Below are 15,055 nucleotides of genomic sequence, written 5' to 3'. Positions count from 1 at the left end.
TTCGGCCGTTGACGTGTTCAGCCGGCCGTGGCGCGTTCGGGATCACCTGTCGGCCGCTCGGCTGTGACGATGGCGTCCAGCAGACCGGGGAAGACCTCGTCGACCTCGTCGCGCCTCAGGGCGTTCATCCGTGAGGTGCCGGCGTAGTACTGCCGGATGAGACCGGCCTCACGCAGGATCCGGAAGTGGTGCGTGGCCGTGGACTTGCTCACGGGCAGGTCGAACCCGCCGCAGGCGATGTCGCCGGAGGCGCCGCACAACTGCGTGACGATGCTCCGCCGTACCGGGTCGACGACGGCTTCGAGGACCCGCTGCAACGTGATCGTCCGTACGTCGGGGTGGTGAGGGATTCGATCGGCCTCCATGACCCCATAGTACGACAGCCATCAAAGTTTGACCGCCATCGTACTTTCGTGCTTGGGTGGATCATCATTCATCACGGCGGGAGGACGGGGCGATGAGCAAGGCGGTGCTGTTCCGCGGACTCGGCGGGCCCGAGGTCATGCGACTGGAGGACGTGGAGACCGGTGAGCCGGGCCCGGGCGAGGTGCGGATCCGGGTGGACGCGATCGGCCTGAACCGGGCTGAGGTGCTGTTCCGCACCGGGGACTACATCGAGCCGGTGCGGCGGTTCCCGGCCCGGCTGGGCACGGAGGCCGCCGGTGTGGTCGAGGCGGTGGGCGAGGGCGTGACCGGGTTCCGGCCCGGGGACGCGATCAGCACCGTGCCGGCGTTCTCGCAGAACGACTACGGCGTCTACGCCGAGCGGGCGATCGTGCCCGCGGCGGCAGTGGTACGGCGCCCCGAGGGGCTTGACGCGGTGGAGGGCGCGGCGGTGTGGATGCCGTACGTCACGGCCTACGGCGGGCTGGTGGAGGTCGGCGGAATGCGTCCCGGGGACACGGTCGTGCTGAACGCGGCCTCCAGCAGCGTCGGCCTGGCCGCCATCCACGTCGCCGAGCGGATCGGCGCCACGCCGATCGCCGTCACCCGCACCGCCGCCAAGAAACGGGCGCTGCTGAAGGAGGGCGCCGCGGAAGTGATCGTCAGCGAGTCGGAGGACGTGGCCGAGCGGGTGCTCGCGGCGACCGGCGGGCGGGGTGCGGAGTACGTCTTCGACGCCGTCGCCGGCCCCGGGGTGCGGGATCTTGCCAAGGTGGTAGCCGACGACGGCACGCTGATCCTGTACGGCGCGCTGAGCGGCGAGGCGACCCCCTATCCGGGATTCGAGCTCGGCATGCCCGCGCTGAACATGCGCACCTACACGTTGCTGGAGACGACCAAGCGGCCCGAGCGGCTGCGCCGGGCGGCCGCCTTCGTGACCTCCGGGCTGCGCTCGGGAGCCTTCCGGCCCGTGGTGGACCGCACCTTCGAGCTGGGCGACATCGTCGAGGCGCACCGCTACCTGGAGTCGAACGCCCAGATCGGCAAGATCGTGGTCACCGTCACGCACTGATCACCGCCGGGCCGCCGGTCGCGGGATCCCCGGCCGATAACCGTTTGCGGGTTCGATGAGGCGCCTCCTAGGGTGGCGGCAACGCGTTGACGGAGACGAGTAGTCCGAAAGATCACGCGGGTCGAGAGAGCCGCCGGAAGCTGTGAAGGCGGCCCTGCGCCTTCGGACGAAGACCCTCCCGAGTGCGGGGAGGAACGGCCCCGCCGCCGGAGTGCGGCACCGGGCCCGATGCCCCGCCGGCCGGCCCCCGTCATCGGGCCCCAGAGGCCGCCGCCTCACCATCCGGCACCGGATGCGCCCCGCGCCGTCGGGCGTCACGGGTCACCCGGCGCCACGGGACGGCGGCGGCGAAAGTGCGGTGGCACCGCGAGTTGCCCTTCTCGCCCGCACTCCCAAGGGATCAGCTCATGCTCCGTGAGGAAACGTGATGATCCATCGAGTTCTCGCCGCCGACCTGCCCGCGCACGTCGGCCGTACCGTCCGGCTCTCCGGCTGGCTGCACCGCCGCCGCGAGCTGAAGTCCGTCTCGTTCCTGGTGGTCCGCGACCGTTCCGGGCTGGCCCAGGTCGTGCTCCGCGAGCCGGTGCCCTACCCCGAGGAGACGGTCCTGGAGGTCACCGGCACCGTGGTCGCCAACCCCGCCGCGCCGGGCGGTGCCGAACTGGCCGGAGCCGAAGCGGAAGCCGAGACCGGCACCGGGGCCGAGACCGCCTCCGAGACCGGCACCGGGACCGGCACCGGGACCCGGCCGGTGGCCGGGAGTCCGGCCGGGCCGGTGGTCGAGGTGCTGTCGGAGGCCGTTCAGCCGCCCCCGTTCGACCTCTACCGGCCCGCCGTTCCGGCCGCGCTGCCGACCATCCTCGACAACGCCCCCGCCGCCCTGCGTCACCCGCGTCTGCGGGCGCCGTTCGAGATCGCCGCGGCCGGGGTGGCCGGGTTCCGGGCCGCGCTGGACGGGCTCGGGTTCGTCGAGACCCACACGCCGAAGATCGTCGGCACCGCCACCGAGTCCGGGGCGAACGTCTTCGGCATCGACTACTTCGGCCGCCCGGCCTTCCTGGCGCAGTCGCCGCAGTTCTACAAGCAGGCGCTGGTCGGGGTCTTCGAGCGGGTCTACGAGGTGGGCCCGGTCTTCCGGGCCGAGCCGCACGACACCGCCCGGCATCTGGCGCAGTACACCAGCCTGGACGCCGAGCTGGGGTTCGTGCGCGACCACCGGGACGTGATGGCCGTGCTGCGGCAGGCTCTGGCGGGCATGCACGCCTCGGTGTCCGCGCGGGCCGGATCCGCGCTCGCCCTGCTGGAGATCGAACTGCCCGAGGTTCCGCAGGAGATCCCCTCGATCCACTTCGCCGACGCGCAGGAGCTGATCGCCCGGCACACCGGCGAGGACCCGCGGGGCGAACCCGACCTCGCGCCCGCCCATGAGCGCCGGCTGGGCGAGTGGGCGCTGCGCGAGCACGGTTCGGAGTTCGTGTTCGTCACCGGCTACCCGATGGTCAAACGCCCCTTCTACACCCATCCGGACCCGGAGCGGCCGGAGTACTCCCGCAGCTTCGACCTGCTCTTCCGCGGGCTGGAGCTGGTCACCGGCGGGCAGCGGCTGCACCGGCACGCCGACTGTCTGGCGGCGCTGACGGCCCGGGGCGAGGACCCGCGGGACTACGCGGGCTACCTGGCCGCCTTCGCCTGCGGCATGCCCCCGCACGGCGGCTTCGCCATCGGGCTGGAGCGCTGGACCTCCCGGCTGACCGGGGCGGCCAACATCCGGCAGGCCACGCTGTTCCCGCGCGACCTGCACCGCCTCAGCCCATGAGGGACTACTTCTCCTCCAGGTCCTCCAGTGCGATCCGGGTCTTGCCGAAGGGGATGTACGGCGCCGCCTCCTTGGACATGTGCAGGAAGCCCACCGTGTCGGCGTCGACCCAGTAGCAGCGGGTGCCCTCGCCCTCGGCGAGGTTCTGGCAGGCGGCCGCGGCGGGGGACACTCCGGGGCTCACCGGGACCCAGCCCGTCTTCGCCCCGGCCGGCGTGCCGGCCTTCTCGGTCAGCCAGTCCAGCGCGGCCTTGAGGTCGCTCACCTGGGCCTGGGCTCCGGTGGCGGTGACCTGCTGGCCCGCGGTGGGCCCCTCGCCGCTGCGGTAGGTCACGGTCAGCTGCTGGCCGGCGGCCTTGTGGCTCGGCCCGTCCGGGATCACGGCGTCCCCCGCGGCGGGCACGACGGAGACGCGGTCCATCGTGAACAGCCTGTCGGGGAACGGCTCGGCGAAGGTGCCGGGCGCCTTCGTCTTCTCGGGCGACGCCGCGTCCGCGGTCAGGTCGGCCTCGACGGTATAGGTGCACCCGGCCAGGACGCCCGCCAGGAGCGCCGTCAGGGAGATTCTCGCGATGTTCACCCTCCGAGGATTCACCGGCGGGCTTGCGTGCCACTTGGAACCCTCTGGTAACGGACGGACCCCGGCCTCCCACACGGGGAGCCGGGGTCCGTCCGCCGTACGGGGCGGGGTCCGGGAGCGCTATTCGGCGGCGGCGAGCTGGCCGCAGGCGCCGTCGATCTCACGGCCGCGGGTGTCTCGGACCGTGACCGGGACGCCGTGGTACTCCAGGCGGCGGACGAAGGCCCGCTCGTCCTCGGGGCGGGAGGCGGTCCACTTGGAGCCGGGCGTGGGGTTGAGCGGGATCAGGTTGACGTGCACGAGCTTGTTCTTGACGAGCTTGCCGAGCAGGTCGGCCCGCCACTCCTGGTCGTTGATGTCCTTGATCAGGGCGTACTCGATGGAGACGCGGCGCTTGGTCTTCGCCGCGTAGTCCCAGGCGGCGGCCAGGACCTCGGAGACCTTCCAGCGGGTGTTGATCGGCACCAGGGTGTCGCGGAGCTCGTCGTCGGGGGCGTGCAGGGACAGAGCCAGCGTCACCGGCAGGCCCTCGTCGGCGAGCTTGCCGATCGCGGGGACCAGGCCGACCGTGGAGACGGTGATCCCGCGGGCGGAGATGCCCAGGCCGGAGGGCGAGGGCTCGACCAGCCGGCGGACGGCGCCGATCACGGCCTTGTAGTTGGCCAGCGGCTCGCCCATGCCCATGAAGACCACGTTGCTGACCCGGCCGGGACCGCCGGGCACCTCGCCGGCGGCCAGCGCGCGGGCGCCGGCGACGACCTGCTCGACGATCTCGGCCGTCGACATGTTGCGGGTCAGCCCCGCCTGGCCGGTGGCGCAGAACGGGCAGTTCATGCCGCAGCCCGCCTGGGAGGACACGCACATCGTGGTGCGGTCGGTGTAGCGCATGAGCACCGACTCCACCAGGGCGCCGTCGAACAGCCGCCACAGCGTCTTGCGGGTGGTGCCGTTGTCGGTGGTCAGCTCCCGCACGGAGGTCAGGAGCTTGGGGAACAGGGCGGTCCCGAGCTTCTCGCGCGCCGCGGCGGGCAGGTCGGTCATCGTCGCCGGCTCGCCGTTGAGCTTGTCGAAGTAGTGCCGGGAGAGCTGGTCGGCGCGGAAGGGCTTCTCGCCCAGCTCGGCGACGGCCGCCCGGCGCTCGGCCATGGTGAGGTCGGCCAGGTGGCGCGCGGGCTTGGCCCGGCGGGGCGCCACGAAGGTGAGCTGGCCGGGAGCGGGGGTCCCGGTCGGGCTGGCAGTCGACACGTCCGAAGCCTTCTCTCGACGATTGTGCGAATACTCGAAGCGGCACCCGGCCCTTGATCTAAAGTCCGGATGTATGGCGACATTCCGCTCCACGGGTGAGCGGGGAGACGGCGTCGAGGTCGTGCTCACCGACGTCAATCCCTACGGAAGCCGGACCCTGGTGGTCGAGCGCGACGAGATTTCCTCGGTAGCTTACCTGTGCGAACCCACGGGGGCGGTGCACGGAGCGGTCTGGCTGGCCAACCACGCCCCGGCCCCGCCGGCGGTCGATCTCAACCGCCTGAACTCCGGCCGTCCCCCGGTGGCGCCCCGGGCCAACACCCGGCACCCCTCCGGCCGGCCGCCGCTGGGCACGCTGCGGCCGCTGTGGTTCGAGGAGGGCGACGGCGTCGCCCTGTACGAGAACGACGAACTGCTCGCGGTCATTCCTGGCTGGGCGGACATGACCAGGGCAATGCCCGGCTACTCCCGCGACGCCATCGGCGAGACCCCGTTCGCGTGGTCGCTGGAGGAGGCCCACGAAGGGCTGGCCCCCCGGCTGGCCAAGGCCCGCTCCTACTGGGAATGGCGCGGCGGCGACGGCGCGTGGGCGTCGTTCCAGCAGTTCGTGATGGGGCACCTGGACCGGGCCGTGGGGTCCGCGGGCCGGTTCTGGGACGCGGGCGGCGGGCGGCTGCCAACCGTGGGGATCACCGAGCGGCCCCCGGAGCGCAGCCGCCGCTACACCATCCTGTCCACGGTCGGGATGAGCTGCCAGCGCATGCCCACGGTGGAGCAGTACATCGACCGGCCGGACGCCTACGCCCGGGTCGAGCTCGCCGTGGCAACCCCCGGCGACCCGCGGGACGCGGCCCGGCTGTTCATGTGGCTGGGCCAGTATCCGTGGCACTCGGTCACCTGGCTCGGCCACGGCCACACGGCCCGGTGGTACCACCGGCCCGAGACCTTCCCGCTCGGTTCCGCCTACAGCGGCGTCATCATGCTCGCCGGGCTGCCCGGTCTACCCGACCTGTCCGGTTTCACCTTCGGCGGCGACGCCGTGCAGTGGCTGTGGCTGGTGCCCGTCACCGCGGAGGAGCTGGAGACGGCGGCGCAGGACTATCAGAAGCTGCTCCCCCACCTGTCGATCGACCGCCTCATCCGGCCCTCCCAGGGAACGCTCCCGGGCGGGAGGGGAAATTCGATCGGCGACGGATGATCTTTCATGAACACTGCCCGGATGTCCTCAGACGCGGACGCCGCCGCCGTCGCCGCGCAGGCGCGCTGGGACCGGGAGTTCGGCCTGGCGACGATGACCGGCAACGCCTTCCGGTGCCTGGTGGACGACGACGATCCGCGCGCGTCGCTGACCGCGGTCCGGGCGGCGCTGCGCGACGGCGGCCGGTTCGCCTTCGAGACGCGTCATCCGCAGGCCCGCGCGTGGGAGGACTGGAACCCCTCGGTCGAGGAACAGTACGGCGACTGGGACCGCGGCCCCGTCACCGCCGGCAGCCGCGGGATCGCCACGATCGCGCGCCGGGTCCAGGACGCCGGGTTCATGACGCCGCGCTCACACCAGCAGGCTCAGCAGCGCCCAAACCGGAACCACCGCGGCGACCAGGGAGTCGAGGCGGTCCATCATCCCGCCGTGGCCCGGCAGCACGCTGCTCATGTCCTTGATTCCGAGATCCCGCTTGATCACTGACTCGACCAGGTCGCCGAGCGTGGCGAGGACCACGACGACCGCGCCGACCAGCGCGCCCTTCCAGATCTCGGTCTCCAGCAGCCACACCGTCAGCCAGCCGCCCACGGCCATGCAGGCCAGCGCCGAACCGGCGAAGCCCTCCCAGGTCTTCTTCGGGCTGATCACCGGCGACATCTTGTGCCTGCCGAACAGGACCCCCGCGACGTACCCGCCGATGTCGCTGGCGACGGTGGTCGCGATGAAGACCACCACCCGGTCCGGGCCCTGGTCCTGGGCCAGCATGAGCGCCACGAACCCGGCCAGCATCGCCGGGTAGACCGTGACCAGGATCGTCGCGGTGACGTCGCGGACGTAGCCGTCCGTCCCCCGGAACATCCGCCAGATCATCAGCCCCACGACGGTCGTCGCGAAGATCGCGAGCAGCCAGCCGGGCCCACCCCAGTAGGCGCCGGCGAGCATGGCCGTCATCCCGGCGAGCGCGGGGATCAGCGGGACGCCGATCTGCCTGCTCGCGAAGGCCTGGATGAGTTCCGACACCCCGACGCCGACCGCCGCGATCACCACGGCGAGGAAGAGCTCCTTGACGGTGTAGAGGGAGCCGATGACGGCCGCTCCCAGGCCTACGCCCACCGCGATCGCGGCGGGGAGATTCCGTCCTGTACGGCTAGCGCCCGCCGCTGGTTCCACTGGTCCCACTCTCATACGAAAAATCCTTGCCCCGCGCGGCGAGGCCACGCGGGACAAGGACCGTTGCTCACACTTCGAGCAGCTCGGCTTCCTTGTGCTTGAGCAGCTCATCGATCTTGGCGACGTGCTTCTGGGTGAGGTCGTCGAGCTCCTTCTCGGCGCGACGCACCTCGTCCTCGCCGGCCTCGCCGTCCTTGACCATCTTGTCGAGGGTCTCCTTGGCGTGACGGCGGATGTTGCGCACCGAGACCCTGGACTGCTCGGCCTTGGTGCGGGCCACCTTGATGTACTCCTTGCGGCGCTCCTCCGACAGCTCGGGGAAGGCCACGCGGATGACCTGGCCGTCGTTGCCCGGGTTGACGCCCAGGTCGGAGTCCCGGATGGCACGCTCGATCGCGGCCATCGACCCCTTGTCGTAGGGCTGGATGATGACCATGCGAGCCTCGGGGACGTGGAACGAGGCCAGCTGCTGAATGGGGGTGGGCGTCCCGTAGTACTCAGCGTTGATCTTGTTGAACATGGACGGGGTGACGCGGCCCGTGCGGATGCCGGCGAAGTCGTCCTTCGCCACCGCGACGGCCTTGTCCATCTTTTCCTCGGCTTCGAGGAGGGTTTCGTCGATCACAGCGGCTCCCTGTCTTCTACGTCACTCACCGTTCCCGCGCGCTTCACGGGCCGCTCGCCGCGTACCGCTCCGCTCCGTCAGGTTCGTCGCGTCCTATTTCCCTGCCGGACTCACCAGCGTGCCGATTTTCTCACCGCGGACCGCCCTCAGGATGTTGCCCTCGCCCATCAGGTCGAAGACCACGATCGGCAGACCGTTGTCCATGCACAGGCTGATGGCGGTGGCGTCCATGACCCCGAGGCCGCGGGTCAGCACCTCACCGTACTCGAGGTGGTCGAACCGGACGGCGTCGGGATTCTTTCTGGGGTCGGCGTCGTAGACGCCGTCCACCTGGGTGCCCTTGAGCAGCGCCTCGGCACCGATCTCCAGCGCGCGCTGCGCGGCGCAGGTGTCGGTGGAGAAGAACGGCGAGCCGAGCCCGGCCCCGAAGATGACCACGCGCCCCTTCTCCAGGTGGCGGATGGCGCGGCGGGGCAGGAAGGGCTCGGCCACCTGCTGCATGGTGATGGCCGTCTGGACGCGGGTGTCGACCCCCCGCTTCTCCAGGAAGTCCTGGAGCGCCAGGCAGTTGATGACGGTGCCGAGCATGCCCATGTAGTCGGCGCGGGCCCGGTCCATGCCGCGCTCGGACAGCGCGGCGCCGCGGAACATGTTGCCCCCGCCGACCACCACCGACACCTGCACGCCCACCCGGACGGCCTCGGCGATCGAGTCCGCCAGGTGGCCGACCACCGAGGGGTCGATGCCCAGCGGCTCGCCGCCGGCGAAGGCCTCGCCGGACAGCTTCAGCATGACGCGCTTCCAGCGGAGCGTGCCCGCGTACGACGAAACCGCCGACGTAGCGGGTTCTGAGTTCTCCTGCACGACGGCGGCCTCCTCGTAGGTGTTCTGTTGAGAGAAGCTGGGTTAAGACTAAGCCTGGCCCACCTTGAAGCGGACGAAAGCCTGGACCTTCACGCCGTTCTCGTCGGCGTACTTCTCCACGGACTTCTTGTTGTCCTTGACGAACGCCTGCTGGAGCAGGGTGAAGTCGCGGTACCAGCCGTTGACGCGACCGTCGACGATCTTGGCGATGGCGGCCTCGGGCTTGCCCTCCTCGCGGGTCATCTCCTCGAAGAGCGCGCGCTCCTTCTCGATGACGTCGGCGGGGACCTGCTCGGGGCTGAGGAACTTCGGAGCCATCGCGGCGGCGTGCTGCGCGATGTCCTTGGCGACCTCGGCGTTGGCGGTGTCGAGCTGCACCAGGACACCGACCGTCGGCGGGAGCTGCGGGTCGCTCTTGTGCATGTAGGCGCCGACGTAGCCGCCCTCGAGGAGAGCGAAGCGGCGGATCTCGATCTTCTCGCCGAGCGCGGCGTTCGCCTCGTCGAGCAGCTCCTTGACGGTCCTGCCCTCGAGCTGCGACTCGAGCAGGGTCGGCACGTCGCCCGGCTTGGTCGCCAGGACGTGCTCGACGACCTGGGCCGCGAGCTGCTGGAAGCGCTCACCCTTGGCGACGAAGTCGGTCTCGCAGTTGAGCTCGAGCAGCGCGGCGGCGGACTCGTTGTCCTGCTTCAGGGCGACGAGGCCGTTGGAGGCGGTGCGGGCCTCGCGCTTGCCGACGTCCTTGGCGCCCTTGAGGCGCAGGAGCTCGACGGCGCGGTCGAAATCGCCCTCGGCCTCCTCCAGCGCCTTCTTGCAGTCCATCATCCCGGCCGCGGTCAGCTCACGAAGCCGCTTGACGTCGGCCATGTTCACGGAAGCCATTGTCTTTTCCTCGTGGGAATCATCACCGATCCCGGAAGTCGGCACGGATCGGTGTCTGGGTGGATCGGGCGGGTGCGCCGTGACGGGCGCACCCACCCGGAAGGAGCCTTGCGGGTCGTACGGCCTGCGCCGTACGAGAAGAGGCTAGGCCTGCTCGGCGTCGTCGGCCTGAGCGGTCTCGGCCTCGGCGTCGTTCTCGGCGACCGGGGCGGCCTCGGCAGCCTCAGCCTCGGTGGCCTCGGCGGCCGGAGCCTCGGCGGCCGGAGCCTCGGCGGCCTCAGCGGTCTCGGCGGCCGGAGCGGCCGAGCCCTCGAGGAGCTCCTGCTCCCACTCGGCCAGCGGCTCGGCGCCACCGGCGACGGCCGGCTTGTCGTCGCCACCGCGACCGGCACCGGCGCGGGCCATCAGGCCGGCGGCGACGGCGTCGGCGACCACGCGGGTCAGCAGGCCGACGGCGCGGATGGCGTCGTCGTTGCCCGGGATCGGGTAGTCGACCTCGTCCGGGTCGCAGTTGGTGTCGAGGATCGCGACGACCGGGATGTTGAGCTTGCGGGCCTCGCTGATCCCGATGTGCTCCTTCTTGGTGTCGACGACCCACACCGCGCTGGGCACGCGGGACATGTCGCGGATACCGCCGAGGGTGCGCTCCAGCTTCTCCTTCTCACGACGGCGCATGAGGAGCTCCTTCTTGGTGAGCCCCGACGCGGCGACGTTGTCGAAGTCGAGCTCCTCGAGCTCCTTCAGACGCTGCAGCCGCTTGTGCACGGTGGAGAAGTTGGTGAGCATGCCACCCAGCCAGCGCTGGTTGACGTACGGCATGCCGACGCGGGCGGCCTGCTCGGCGATGGCCTCCTGCGCCTGCTTCTTCGTGCCGATGAACATGATCGTGCCGCCGTGCGCGACGGTCTCCTTGACGAAGTCGTAGGCACGGTCGATGTACGACAGCGACTTCTGCAGGTCGATGATGTAGATGCCGTTGCGCTCGGTGAAGATGAAGCGCTTCATCTTCGGGTTCCAGCGACGGGTCTGGTGACCGAAGTGAACGCCGCTCTCAAGGAGCTGTCGCATGGTGACGACGGGGGTGGACATGTGATTGTCCTCCAGGTCGGGGCACCCGTGACCGGGTGCGTTTCGGTTGGCGCGGCGGCCCTCGGCCGCCACCCTGATGCCCCGGGACCACTCCCGCCGGGTCATGGACCCGGACCGGGGGAGCGACCCCTGAGGGGGCATGCGAAGTCGGCCTGCCAGTGACAGGCCATCGGAAATTGTACCCGTAGCGGCACCTCCGGCCGACCTTCCGGGGCGGGGCCACGCCAGACGCCCCGGAAACGACCGCCTCCGCCCTCCGCGGGAGCGGCCCGGAACGCCCTCCCGGAACGGCCGAGACGTCCCTAGAACGGCCCTTCGCCGTCTCCGTCGCCCCAGACGTTCCCGGCGTCCCGGGCCTCTCCGTCACTCCCGGCGGCGGATGGCTCCCCGTGGTCCTCGGAGGGCAGGCCGTGCGGCCGCCGTTCGGTGCGGGGGAACACGGTGATCTGCGTCTCGGCGATCCTCGCGCCCGGCGGGGCCTGGCTCCGGTCCCGGGCTGCGACCCGGTAGGGCTCGATGAGCTCCTCGATCCGCCGGATCAGCTCTTTCAGCTCGGCGGCGTCGACGAGCAGCACGGAGCGGGCGAACGTGGTCGCGTCCCGCCACTCCCGCGGTTCCCTGTCGAAGTTCTCCAGCGCGCGCTTCGCCTCGGCCGCCGCCTCGTCGCGGACGAGGTTGATCAGCATGTTCTTCGCCGCCCGCACCTCGGGCTGGTCGTCGATGTCCGGACTGACGCTCCAGCTCGCCCCGACGCGCCGCCACACCCGCTCCCGGCCGTCACCGCGCGGCGGCGCGTCCTCGACGAAGCCGTACTTGGCCAGCATGCGCAGGTGATAGCTCGCCGCGCTCGGTGTGACTCCGACCACCTCGGCGACCTCCGTGGCGGTGGCGGTGCCGTCCGCCTGGATCTTGTTCAGGATGGCGAGCCGGGCGGGATGGGCCAGCGCCCGCATCGCCCGGGGGTCGCTGAGCTCCCGCTCCTCCCTGCGCTTCTCCTCGGCCATAAGCAGACCGTACCCGTTCCGAGATATGAAGTATTGCCTTCACAACTGTGAAGGGTTACCTTCATAAATGTGAAGCGAATCCTTCAGAAAGACGTGGGAGGTCCCGATGTTCCAGCCCGCCCCCTTGCGCAGACAGCGTGACTACCGGCTGCTGCTCTCGGCACGCGCCGTCTCCGAAGCCGGGACCGAGGTCTCCCGGCTGGCCGTACCGCTGGTCGCGGCGACCCTGCTCGGCGCCTCACCCGCCCAGATGGGAGTGCTCACCGCCGCCGCCTCGCTGCCCTGCCTGCTGATCGGGCTTCCGGCCGGAACCCTGGCAGACCGGGCACGGTGGCACCGGCCGACCATGGTCACCTGCGAGGCGATCTCCGCCGTCGCCGTGGCCACGATCCCCCTGGTCTGGATCGCCGGACTGCTGAGCGTGCCGTGGCTGATCGCGGTGACCTTCGTCGTGGGCGCCTGCTCGGTGATCTTCCGTACGTTCAACTTCCCGCACCTGACCTCGGTGGTCCATGAGAGCCAGCGCACCCAGGCCCTGGCCGGGTTCCAGTCGGCCTACTCCCTGGCCTCCGTCGGCGGGCCCGGCCTCGCCGGCGCGCTCGTCCAGATCTTCACCGCACCGTTCGCGATGCTGGTCAACGTGGTGTCGTTCCTGGCCTCGGCGTTCCTCATCCAGGGAATCAGGGCCCCGGAGACGCACACCCCGGCCGAGCCCCGCGGCATGTGGACCGAGATCCGCGAGGGACTGACCGCGGTGGCGGGGCACCGGGTGCTCCGCGCGCTCTGCGGCGCGGGAATCGCGATCAACTTCTTCGGCAGCGCCTACATGGCGCTCTTCGTCATCTACGCGGTCAAGGCCCTCGACCTCCCCGCCGGCATGATCGGCGCGCTGACCGCCTTCTTCGGCGCGGGCGGCCTGCTCGGCGCGGCCGTCGCCGTGCGCCTGGCCCCGCGGATCGGCGAGAACCGGATGCTGGTCTACGCGGTGCTGCTGTTCCCCCTGGACTTCGTGGTCGCCGCGCTGGCCTCCGGCCCCGTCTGGGCCAAGTTCGCCCTCATGTCCGCCAGCACCCTGATCACCGGCATGGCCGTCGTCGCCTTCTCCGTCTGCTTCGGCTCGGTCGTCCTCCGCGAGACCTCCGACACCATCCGCGGCCGGGTCAACGCCACGATGACCTTCGCCATCCAGGGAGTCATGGCCCTGGGCGGCCTCGCCGGCGGCCTTCTCGGCGAGTTCCTGGGCCTGCGCCCGGTGCTGTGGCTGTGCGCGGCCGGAGTCCTGGTGACGATCCCCGTCATCTGGCTCTCACCCCTGCGCACCTCCGGACGCGAGTCCGAGGCGCAGGCCCGGAGCGTGAGCCCTTAGGCCCAGGCCGTGTCCCGCTCCCGCTCCCTCTCCCGCTTCACGGCGTGGTCCTCGTCCCGGGTTCGTCCACAGGGGGCGGTCGCTGTCCACAGAATCCCGATCGGCCCGTTGAGCACCTCCGCTGAGCAGCACCCTTGCAACCGTGTCCTCTCACCCGATCGCCGCCCTCCTCACGGCTCTGCTGATCACCGTTCCGGGATCAGCCGCCACGGACCCACCGGTCCCGGCGAGCACGGCGAGCACGGCGAGCACGTCTTCCCAGGAGACGAAGTCACTCCCGTCCTCGAAACAGCCGTCCGTTCTGCGGGCGCGACCTACTACGTCGACGGAACCGGTCGTCCCGGAGCGGCCGAGTGACCCGTGGGGGGAGGCCTTTCCCCGGTGGGCATGGCCCTTCGCCGAACGGCCCAGGGTCCTGGAGGGCTTCGCCCCGCCCCCTCAGCCCTGGCTGGCCGGGCACCGCGGTGTCGACCTCGCCGCGTCCGCAGGAGAGGAGGTCCACGCGGCGGGCGCCGGAACCATCGGCTACGCCGGGCCGCTCGCCGGACGCGGCGTCGTCACCGTGCTCCATCCGGGCGGACTGCGGACGACCTATCTGCCGGTCCGCGCTTCAGTACGGCTGGGCCAGGAGATCGCGTCGGGCGATGTGATCGGCACCGTGGAGGACGTCCCCGGCCACTGCCCGGTCACCTGTCTCCACTGGGGCCTGCTCCGGGCGCGAGACTATCTCGACCCGCTCCTCCTCCTCGGCCTCGGCCAGGTCCGTCTCCTCCCCACCTGGACCGCTCTCCGCGAGACCGCCCCGGCTACCCTTCACACCGCCTTGGCCTCCATGAGGTCACCCGTGATGCGCTACCGGGCCGAGCACTTCCCCCGCTCCCCAGCTCACCGACGAAACCGGCGACGCCTTGAAAACCGGTCCTCCGACGACGGCTACGAGGGCCTGCCCCCGGCGCCGGTCCAGGCCGAGGACTCACCCGTGATTCCGGTGGAATCACGACCCACCCCGACACCGGTGAGGCGTCGAAGGCGGAGAACTGATCGGTAATGCCTTCCGCAGACCGGCTGGTGCCGTATCAGGTGCCGTTCGCCCCGTTTCTCGGGCCGCTGTCCCGACTGCCGGGATCTCGCTGTTGACGTTGCGGGCCCGGGATGAGCAGGCTCAGGCGTCATGGACGAGCTGTCGATGACCGGTGTTCCCGCGCTCGATGCGGTCGCGCAAGACCTGCTGACTGAGCATCGCTTCGCCGACGGTGAGGGATTTCCGGCCTCCTACCGCCAGTACGTCTTGCGGGCCGGGTTCTCACGTCTGTTCGGGCTCTGGCTCGTCTACCCGCCGGCACGGGACGGTTTCGCCGATGGCTGGCAGCATCGGGCCGCCCGGTTGACCGAGGTGTTCCGGCAGACCTATGCCGAGGCGCGCACCGAGGAGTTCGACTGGAAAGTCGAGCCGGACGGTGACTGGTCGATGATCGACAGCCTCGTCGTGTTCGCGTTCAGCGAGAACGGTGATGCCCTGCTGTGGGACACCAGAGGGCGGGTCGACGGCGAGTTCGACGTCTACTACAGCGCCCGGCTCGACTCGCTGCACCGGCTCGGCGCCTCCCTCGGTGAGGCCCTTCCCCGGCTGCGTGAGCTGAGTCAGCCGTTCGCCGACCGCACGGCGGCAGACATCGAGTGTCTGACTCCTGCCCTGCTGGATCTTCCTGCGGATCGGTGACCGGCTCCAGCTCCCAGTCATCCGGCAGGTTGTCGCC

15 protein-coding genes are annotated in these 15,055 nt (G+C 70.7%); 6 read left to right on the top strand and 9 right to left on the bottom strand.

The features are described 5' to 3' along the window. Positions 1 to 17: 17 nt before the first annotated feature. The gene (locus Psi01_RS04350) at positions 18 to 365 is read right to left on the bottom strand and encodes an ArsR/SmtB family transcription factor (RefSeq protein WP_204062613.1); all 348 of its coding nucleotides are present in this window, start codon (positions 363 to 365) and stop codon (positions 18 to 20) included. A gap of 92 nt (positions 366 to 457) precedes the next feature. Here Psi01_RS04350 and Psi01_RS04345 point away from each other — a divergent pair, with 92 nt between their 5' ends. Together Psi01_RS04345 and aspS are read left to right on the top strand one after the other, a co-directional pair. Further along, positions 458 to 1,456 (top strand): zinc-dependent alcohol dehydrogenase family protein, encoded by a 999-nt coding sequence (locus tag Psi01_RS04345; RefSeq protein WP_204062612.1) that lies wholly within the window; start codon positions 458 to 460, stop codon positions 1,454 to 1,456. Between the two features lie 427 nt (positions 1,457 to 1,883). Further along, positions 1,884 to 3,272, top strand: a complete 1,389-nt coding sequence (gene aspS, locus Psi01_RS04335; RefSeq protein WP_239127069.1) for an aspartate--tRNA(Asn) ligase — start codon at positions 1,884 to 1,886, stop codon at positions 3,270 to 3,272. Between the two features lie 4 nt (positions 3,273 to 3,276). On the opposite strand, the gene Psi01_RS04330 is transcribed toward aspS, so the two are convergent. Further along, positions 3,277 to 3,852: a hypothetical protein gene (locus Psi01_RS04330; RefSeq protein ID WP_204062611.1), complete on the bottom strand. Its 576-nt coding sequence runs from the start codon at positions 3,850 to 3,852 to the stop codon at positions 3,277 to 3,279. Between the two features lie 120 nt (positions 3,853 to 3,972). Further along, positions 3,973 to 5,097: a dual-specificity RNA methyltransferase RlmN gene (gene rlmN, locus Psi01_RS04325; RefSeq protein ID WP_204062610.1), complete on the bottom strand. Its 1,125-nt coding sequence runs from the start codon at positions 5,095 to 5,097 to the stop codon at positions 3,973 to 3,975. A 73-nt stretch (positions 5,098 to 5,170) separates the two neighbouring features. On the opposite strand from rlmN, the gene Psi01_RS04320 reads away from it, so the two are divergent. Next, positions 5,171 to 6,295 (top strand): suppressor of fused domain protein, encoded by a 1,125-nt coding sequence (locus Psi01_RS04320; protein WP_204062609.1) that lies wholly within the window; start codon positions 5,171 to 5,173, stop codon positions 6,293 to 6,295. Positions 6,296 to 6,646: 351 nt separating this feature from the next. Here the strand turns inward: Psi01_RS04320 and Psi01_RS04315 are convergent, their stop codons facing one another. The 6 genes from Psi01_RS04315 to Psi01_RS04290 form a co-directional block, all read right to left on the bottom strand. Next, positions 6,647 to 7,411, bottom strand: a complete 765-nt coding sequence (locus tag Psi01_RS04315; RefSeq protein ID WP_239127068.1) for a phosphatidate cytidylyltransferase — start codon at positions 7,409 to 7,411, stop codon at positions 6,647 to 6,649. 124 nt (positions 7,412 to 7,535) lie between these two features. Next, positions 7,536 to 8,093, bottom strand: coding sequence for a ribosome recycling factor (frr, locus tag Psi01_RS04310; protein ID WP_203875489.1), 558 nt, complete (start codon positions 8,091 to 8,093; stop codon positions 7,536 to 7,538). A 93-nt stretch (positions 8,094 to 8,186) separates the two neighbouring features. Then, positions 8,187 to 8,957: a UMP kinase gene (gene pyrH / locus Psi01_RS04305; protein ID WP_204062607.1), complete on the bottom strand. Its 771-nt coding sequence runs from the start codon at positions 8,955 to 8,957 to the stop codon at positions 8,187 to 8,189. A gap of 48 nt (positions 8,958 to 9,005) precedes the next feature. Beyond that, positions 9,006 to 9,839, bottom strand: a complete 834-nt coding sequence (gene tsf / locus Psi01_RS04300; RefSeq protein ID WP_204062606.1) for a translation elongation factor Ts — start codon at positions 9,837 to 9,839, stop codon at positions 9,006 to 9,008. A 144-nt stretch (positions 9,840 to 9,983) separates the two neighbouring features. Beyond that, entirely contained in the window at positions 9,984 to 10,928 is a 945-nt protein-coding gene (gene rpsB / locus Psi01_RS04295; RefSeq protein WP_204062605.1) for a 30S ribosomal protein S2, read from the bottom strand. 302 nt (positions 10,929 to 11,230) lie between these two features. Beyond that, on the bottom strand, positions 11,231 to 11,932 hold the full coding sequence (locus tag Psi01_RS04290; protein ID WP_204062604.1) for an ArsR/SmtB family transcription factor: 702 nt from the start codon (positions 11,930 to 11,932) through the stop codon (positions 11,231 to 11,233). Between the two features lie 106 nt (positions 11,933 to 12,038). Between Psi01_RS04290 and Psi01_RS04285 the strand changes: the two genes are divergently transcribed. The 3 genes from Psi01_RS04285 (at position 12,039) to Psi01_RS04275 (ending at position 15,018) form a co-directional block, all read left to right on the top strand. Continuing rightward, a complete protein-coding gene (locus Psi01_RS04285; protein ID WP_204062603.1) occupies positions 12,039 to 13,298 on the top strand; it encodes an MFS transporter in 1,260 nt (419 codons plus the stop codon). A 142-nt stretch (positions 13,299 to 13,440) separates the two neighbouring features. After that, positions 13,441 to 14,346: a M23 family metallopeptidase gene (locus Psi01_RS04280; RefSeq protein WP_239127065.1), complete on the top strand. Its 906-nt coding sequence runs from the start codon at positions 13,441 to 13,443 to the stop codon at positions 14,344 to 14,346. 123 nt (positions 14,347 to 14,469) lie between these two features. After that, positions 14,470 to 15,018: a hypothetical protein gene (locus Psi01_RS04275; protein ID WP_204062602.1), complete on the top strand. Its 549-nt coding sequence runs from the start codon at positions 14,470 to 14,472 to the stop codon at positions 15,016 to 15,018. Positions 15,019 to 15,055: the final 37 nt, after the last annotated feature.

Source organism: Paraplanobispora siamensis, assembly GCF_016863175.1.
Lineage (GTDB): Bacteria > Actinomycetota > Actinomycetes > Streptosporangiales > Streptosporangiaceae > Planobispora > Planobispora siamensis.
Note: the sequence above shows the minus strand (reverse complement) of the source record. Positions and strands in the feature narration are given on the sequence as shown.

What these genes read in the sequence shown, in the direction of transcription:
- Psi01_RS04350 (WP_204062613.1), bottom strand. Translation starts at nt 365, where the DNA reads ATGGAGGCCGATCGAATCCCTCACCACCCCGACGTACGGACGATCACG.
- Psi01_RS04345 (WP_204062612.1), top strand. Translation starts at nt 458, where the DNA reads ATGAGCAAGGCGGTGCTGTTCCGCGGACTCGGCGGGCCCGAGGTCATG.
- aspS (WP_239127069.1), top strand. Translation starts at nt 1,884, where the DNA reads ATGATCCATCGAGTTCTCGCCGCCGACCTGCCCGCGCACGTCGGCCGT.
- Psi01_RS04320 (WP_204062609.1), top strand. Translation starts at nt 5,171, where the DNA reads ATGGCGACATTCCGCTCCACGGGTGAGCGGGGAGACGGCGTCGAGGTC.
- tsf (WP_204062606.1), bottom strand. Translation starts at nt 9,839, where the DNA reads ATGGCTTCCGTGAACATGGCCGACGTCAAGCGGCTTCGTGAGCTGACC.
- rpsB (WP_204062605.1), bottom strand. Translation starts at nt 10,928, where the DNA reads ATGTCCACCCCCGTCGTCACCATGCGACAGCTCCTTGAGAGCGGCGTT.
- Psi01_RS04290 (WP_204062604.1), bottom strand. Translation starts at nt 11,932, where the DNA reads ATGGCCGAGGAGAAGCGCAGGGAGGAGCGGGAGCTCAGCGACCCCCGG.
- Psi01_RS04285 (WP_204062603.1), top strand. Translation starts at nt 12,039, where the DNA reads ATGTTCCAGCCCGCCCCCTTGCGCAGACAGCGTGACTACCGGCTGCTG.
- Psi01_RS04275 (WP_204062602.1), top strand. Translation starts at nt 14,470, where the DNA reads ATGGACGAGCTGTCGATGACCGGTGTTCCCGCGCTCGATGCGGTCGCG.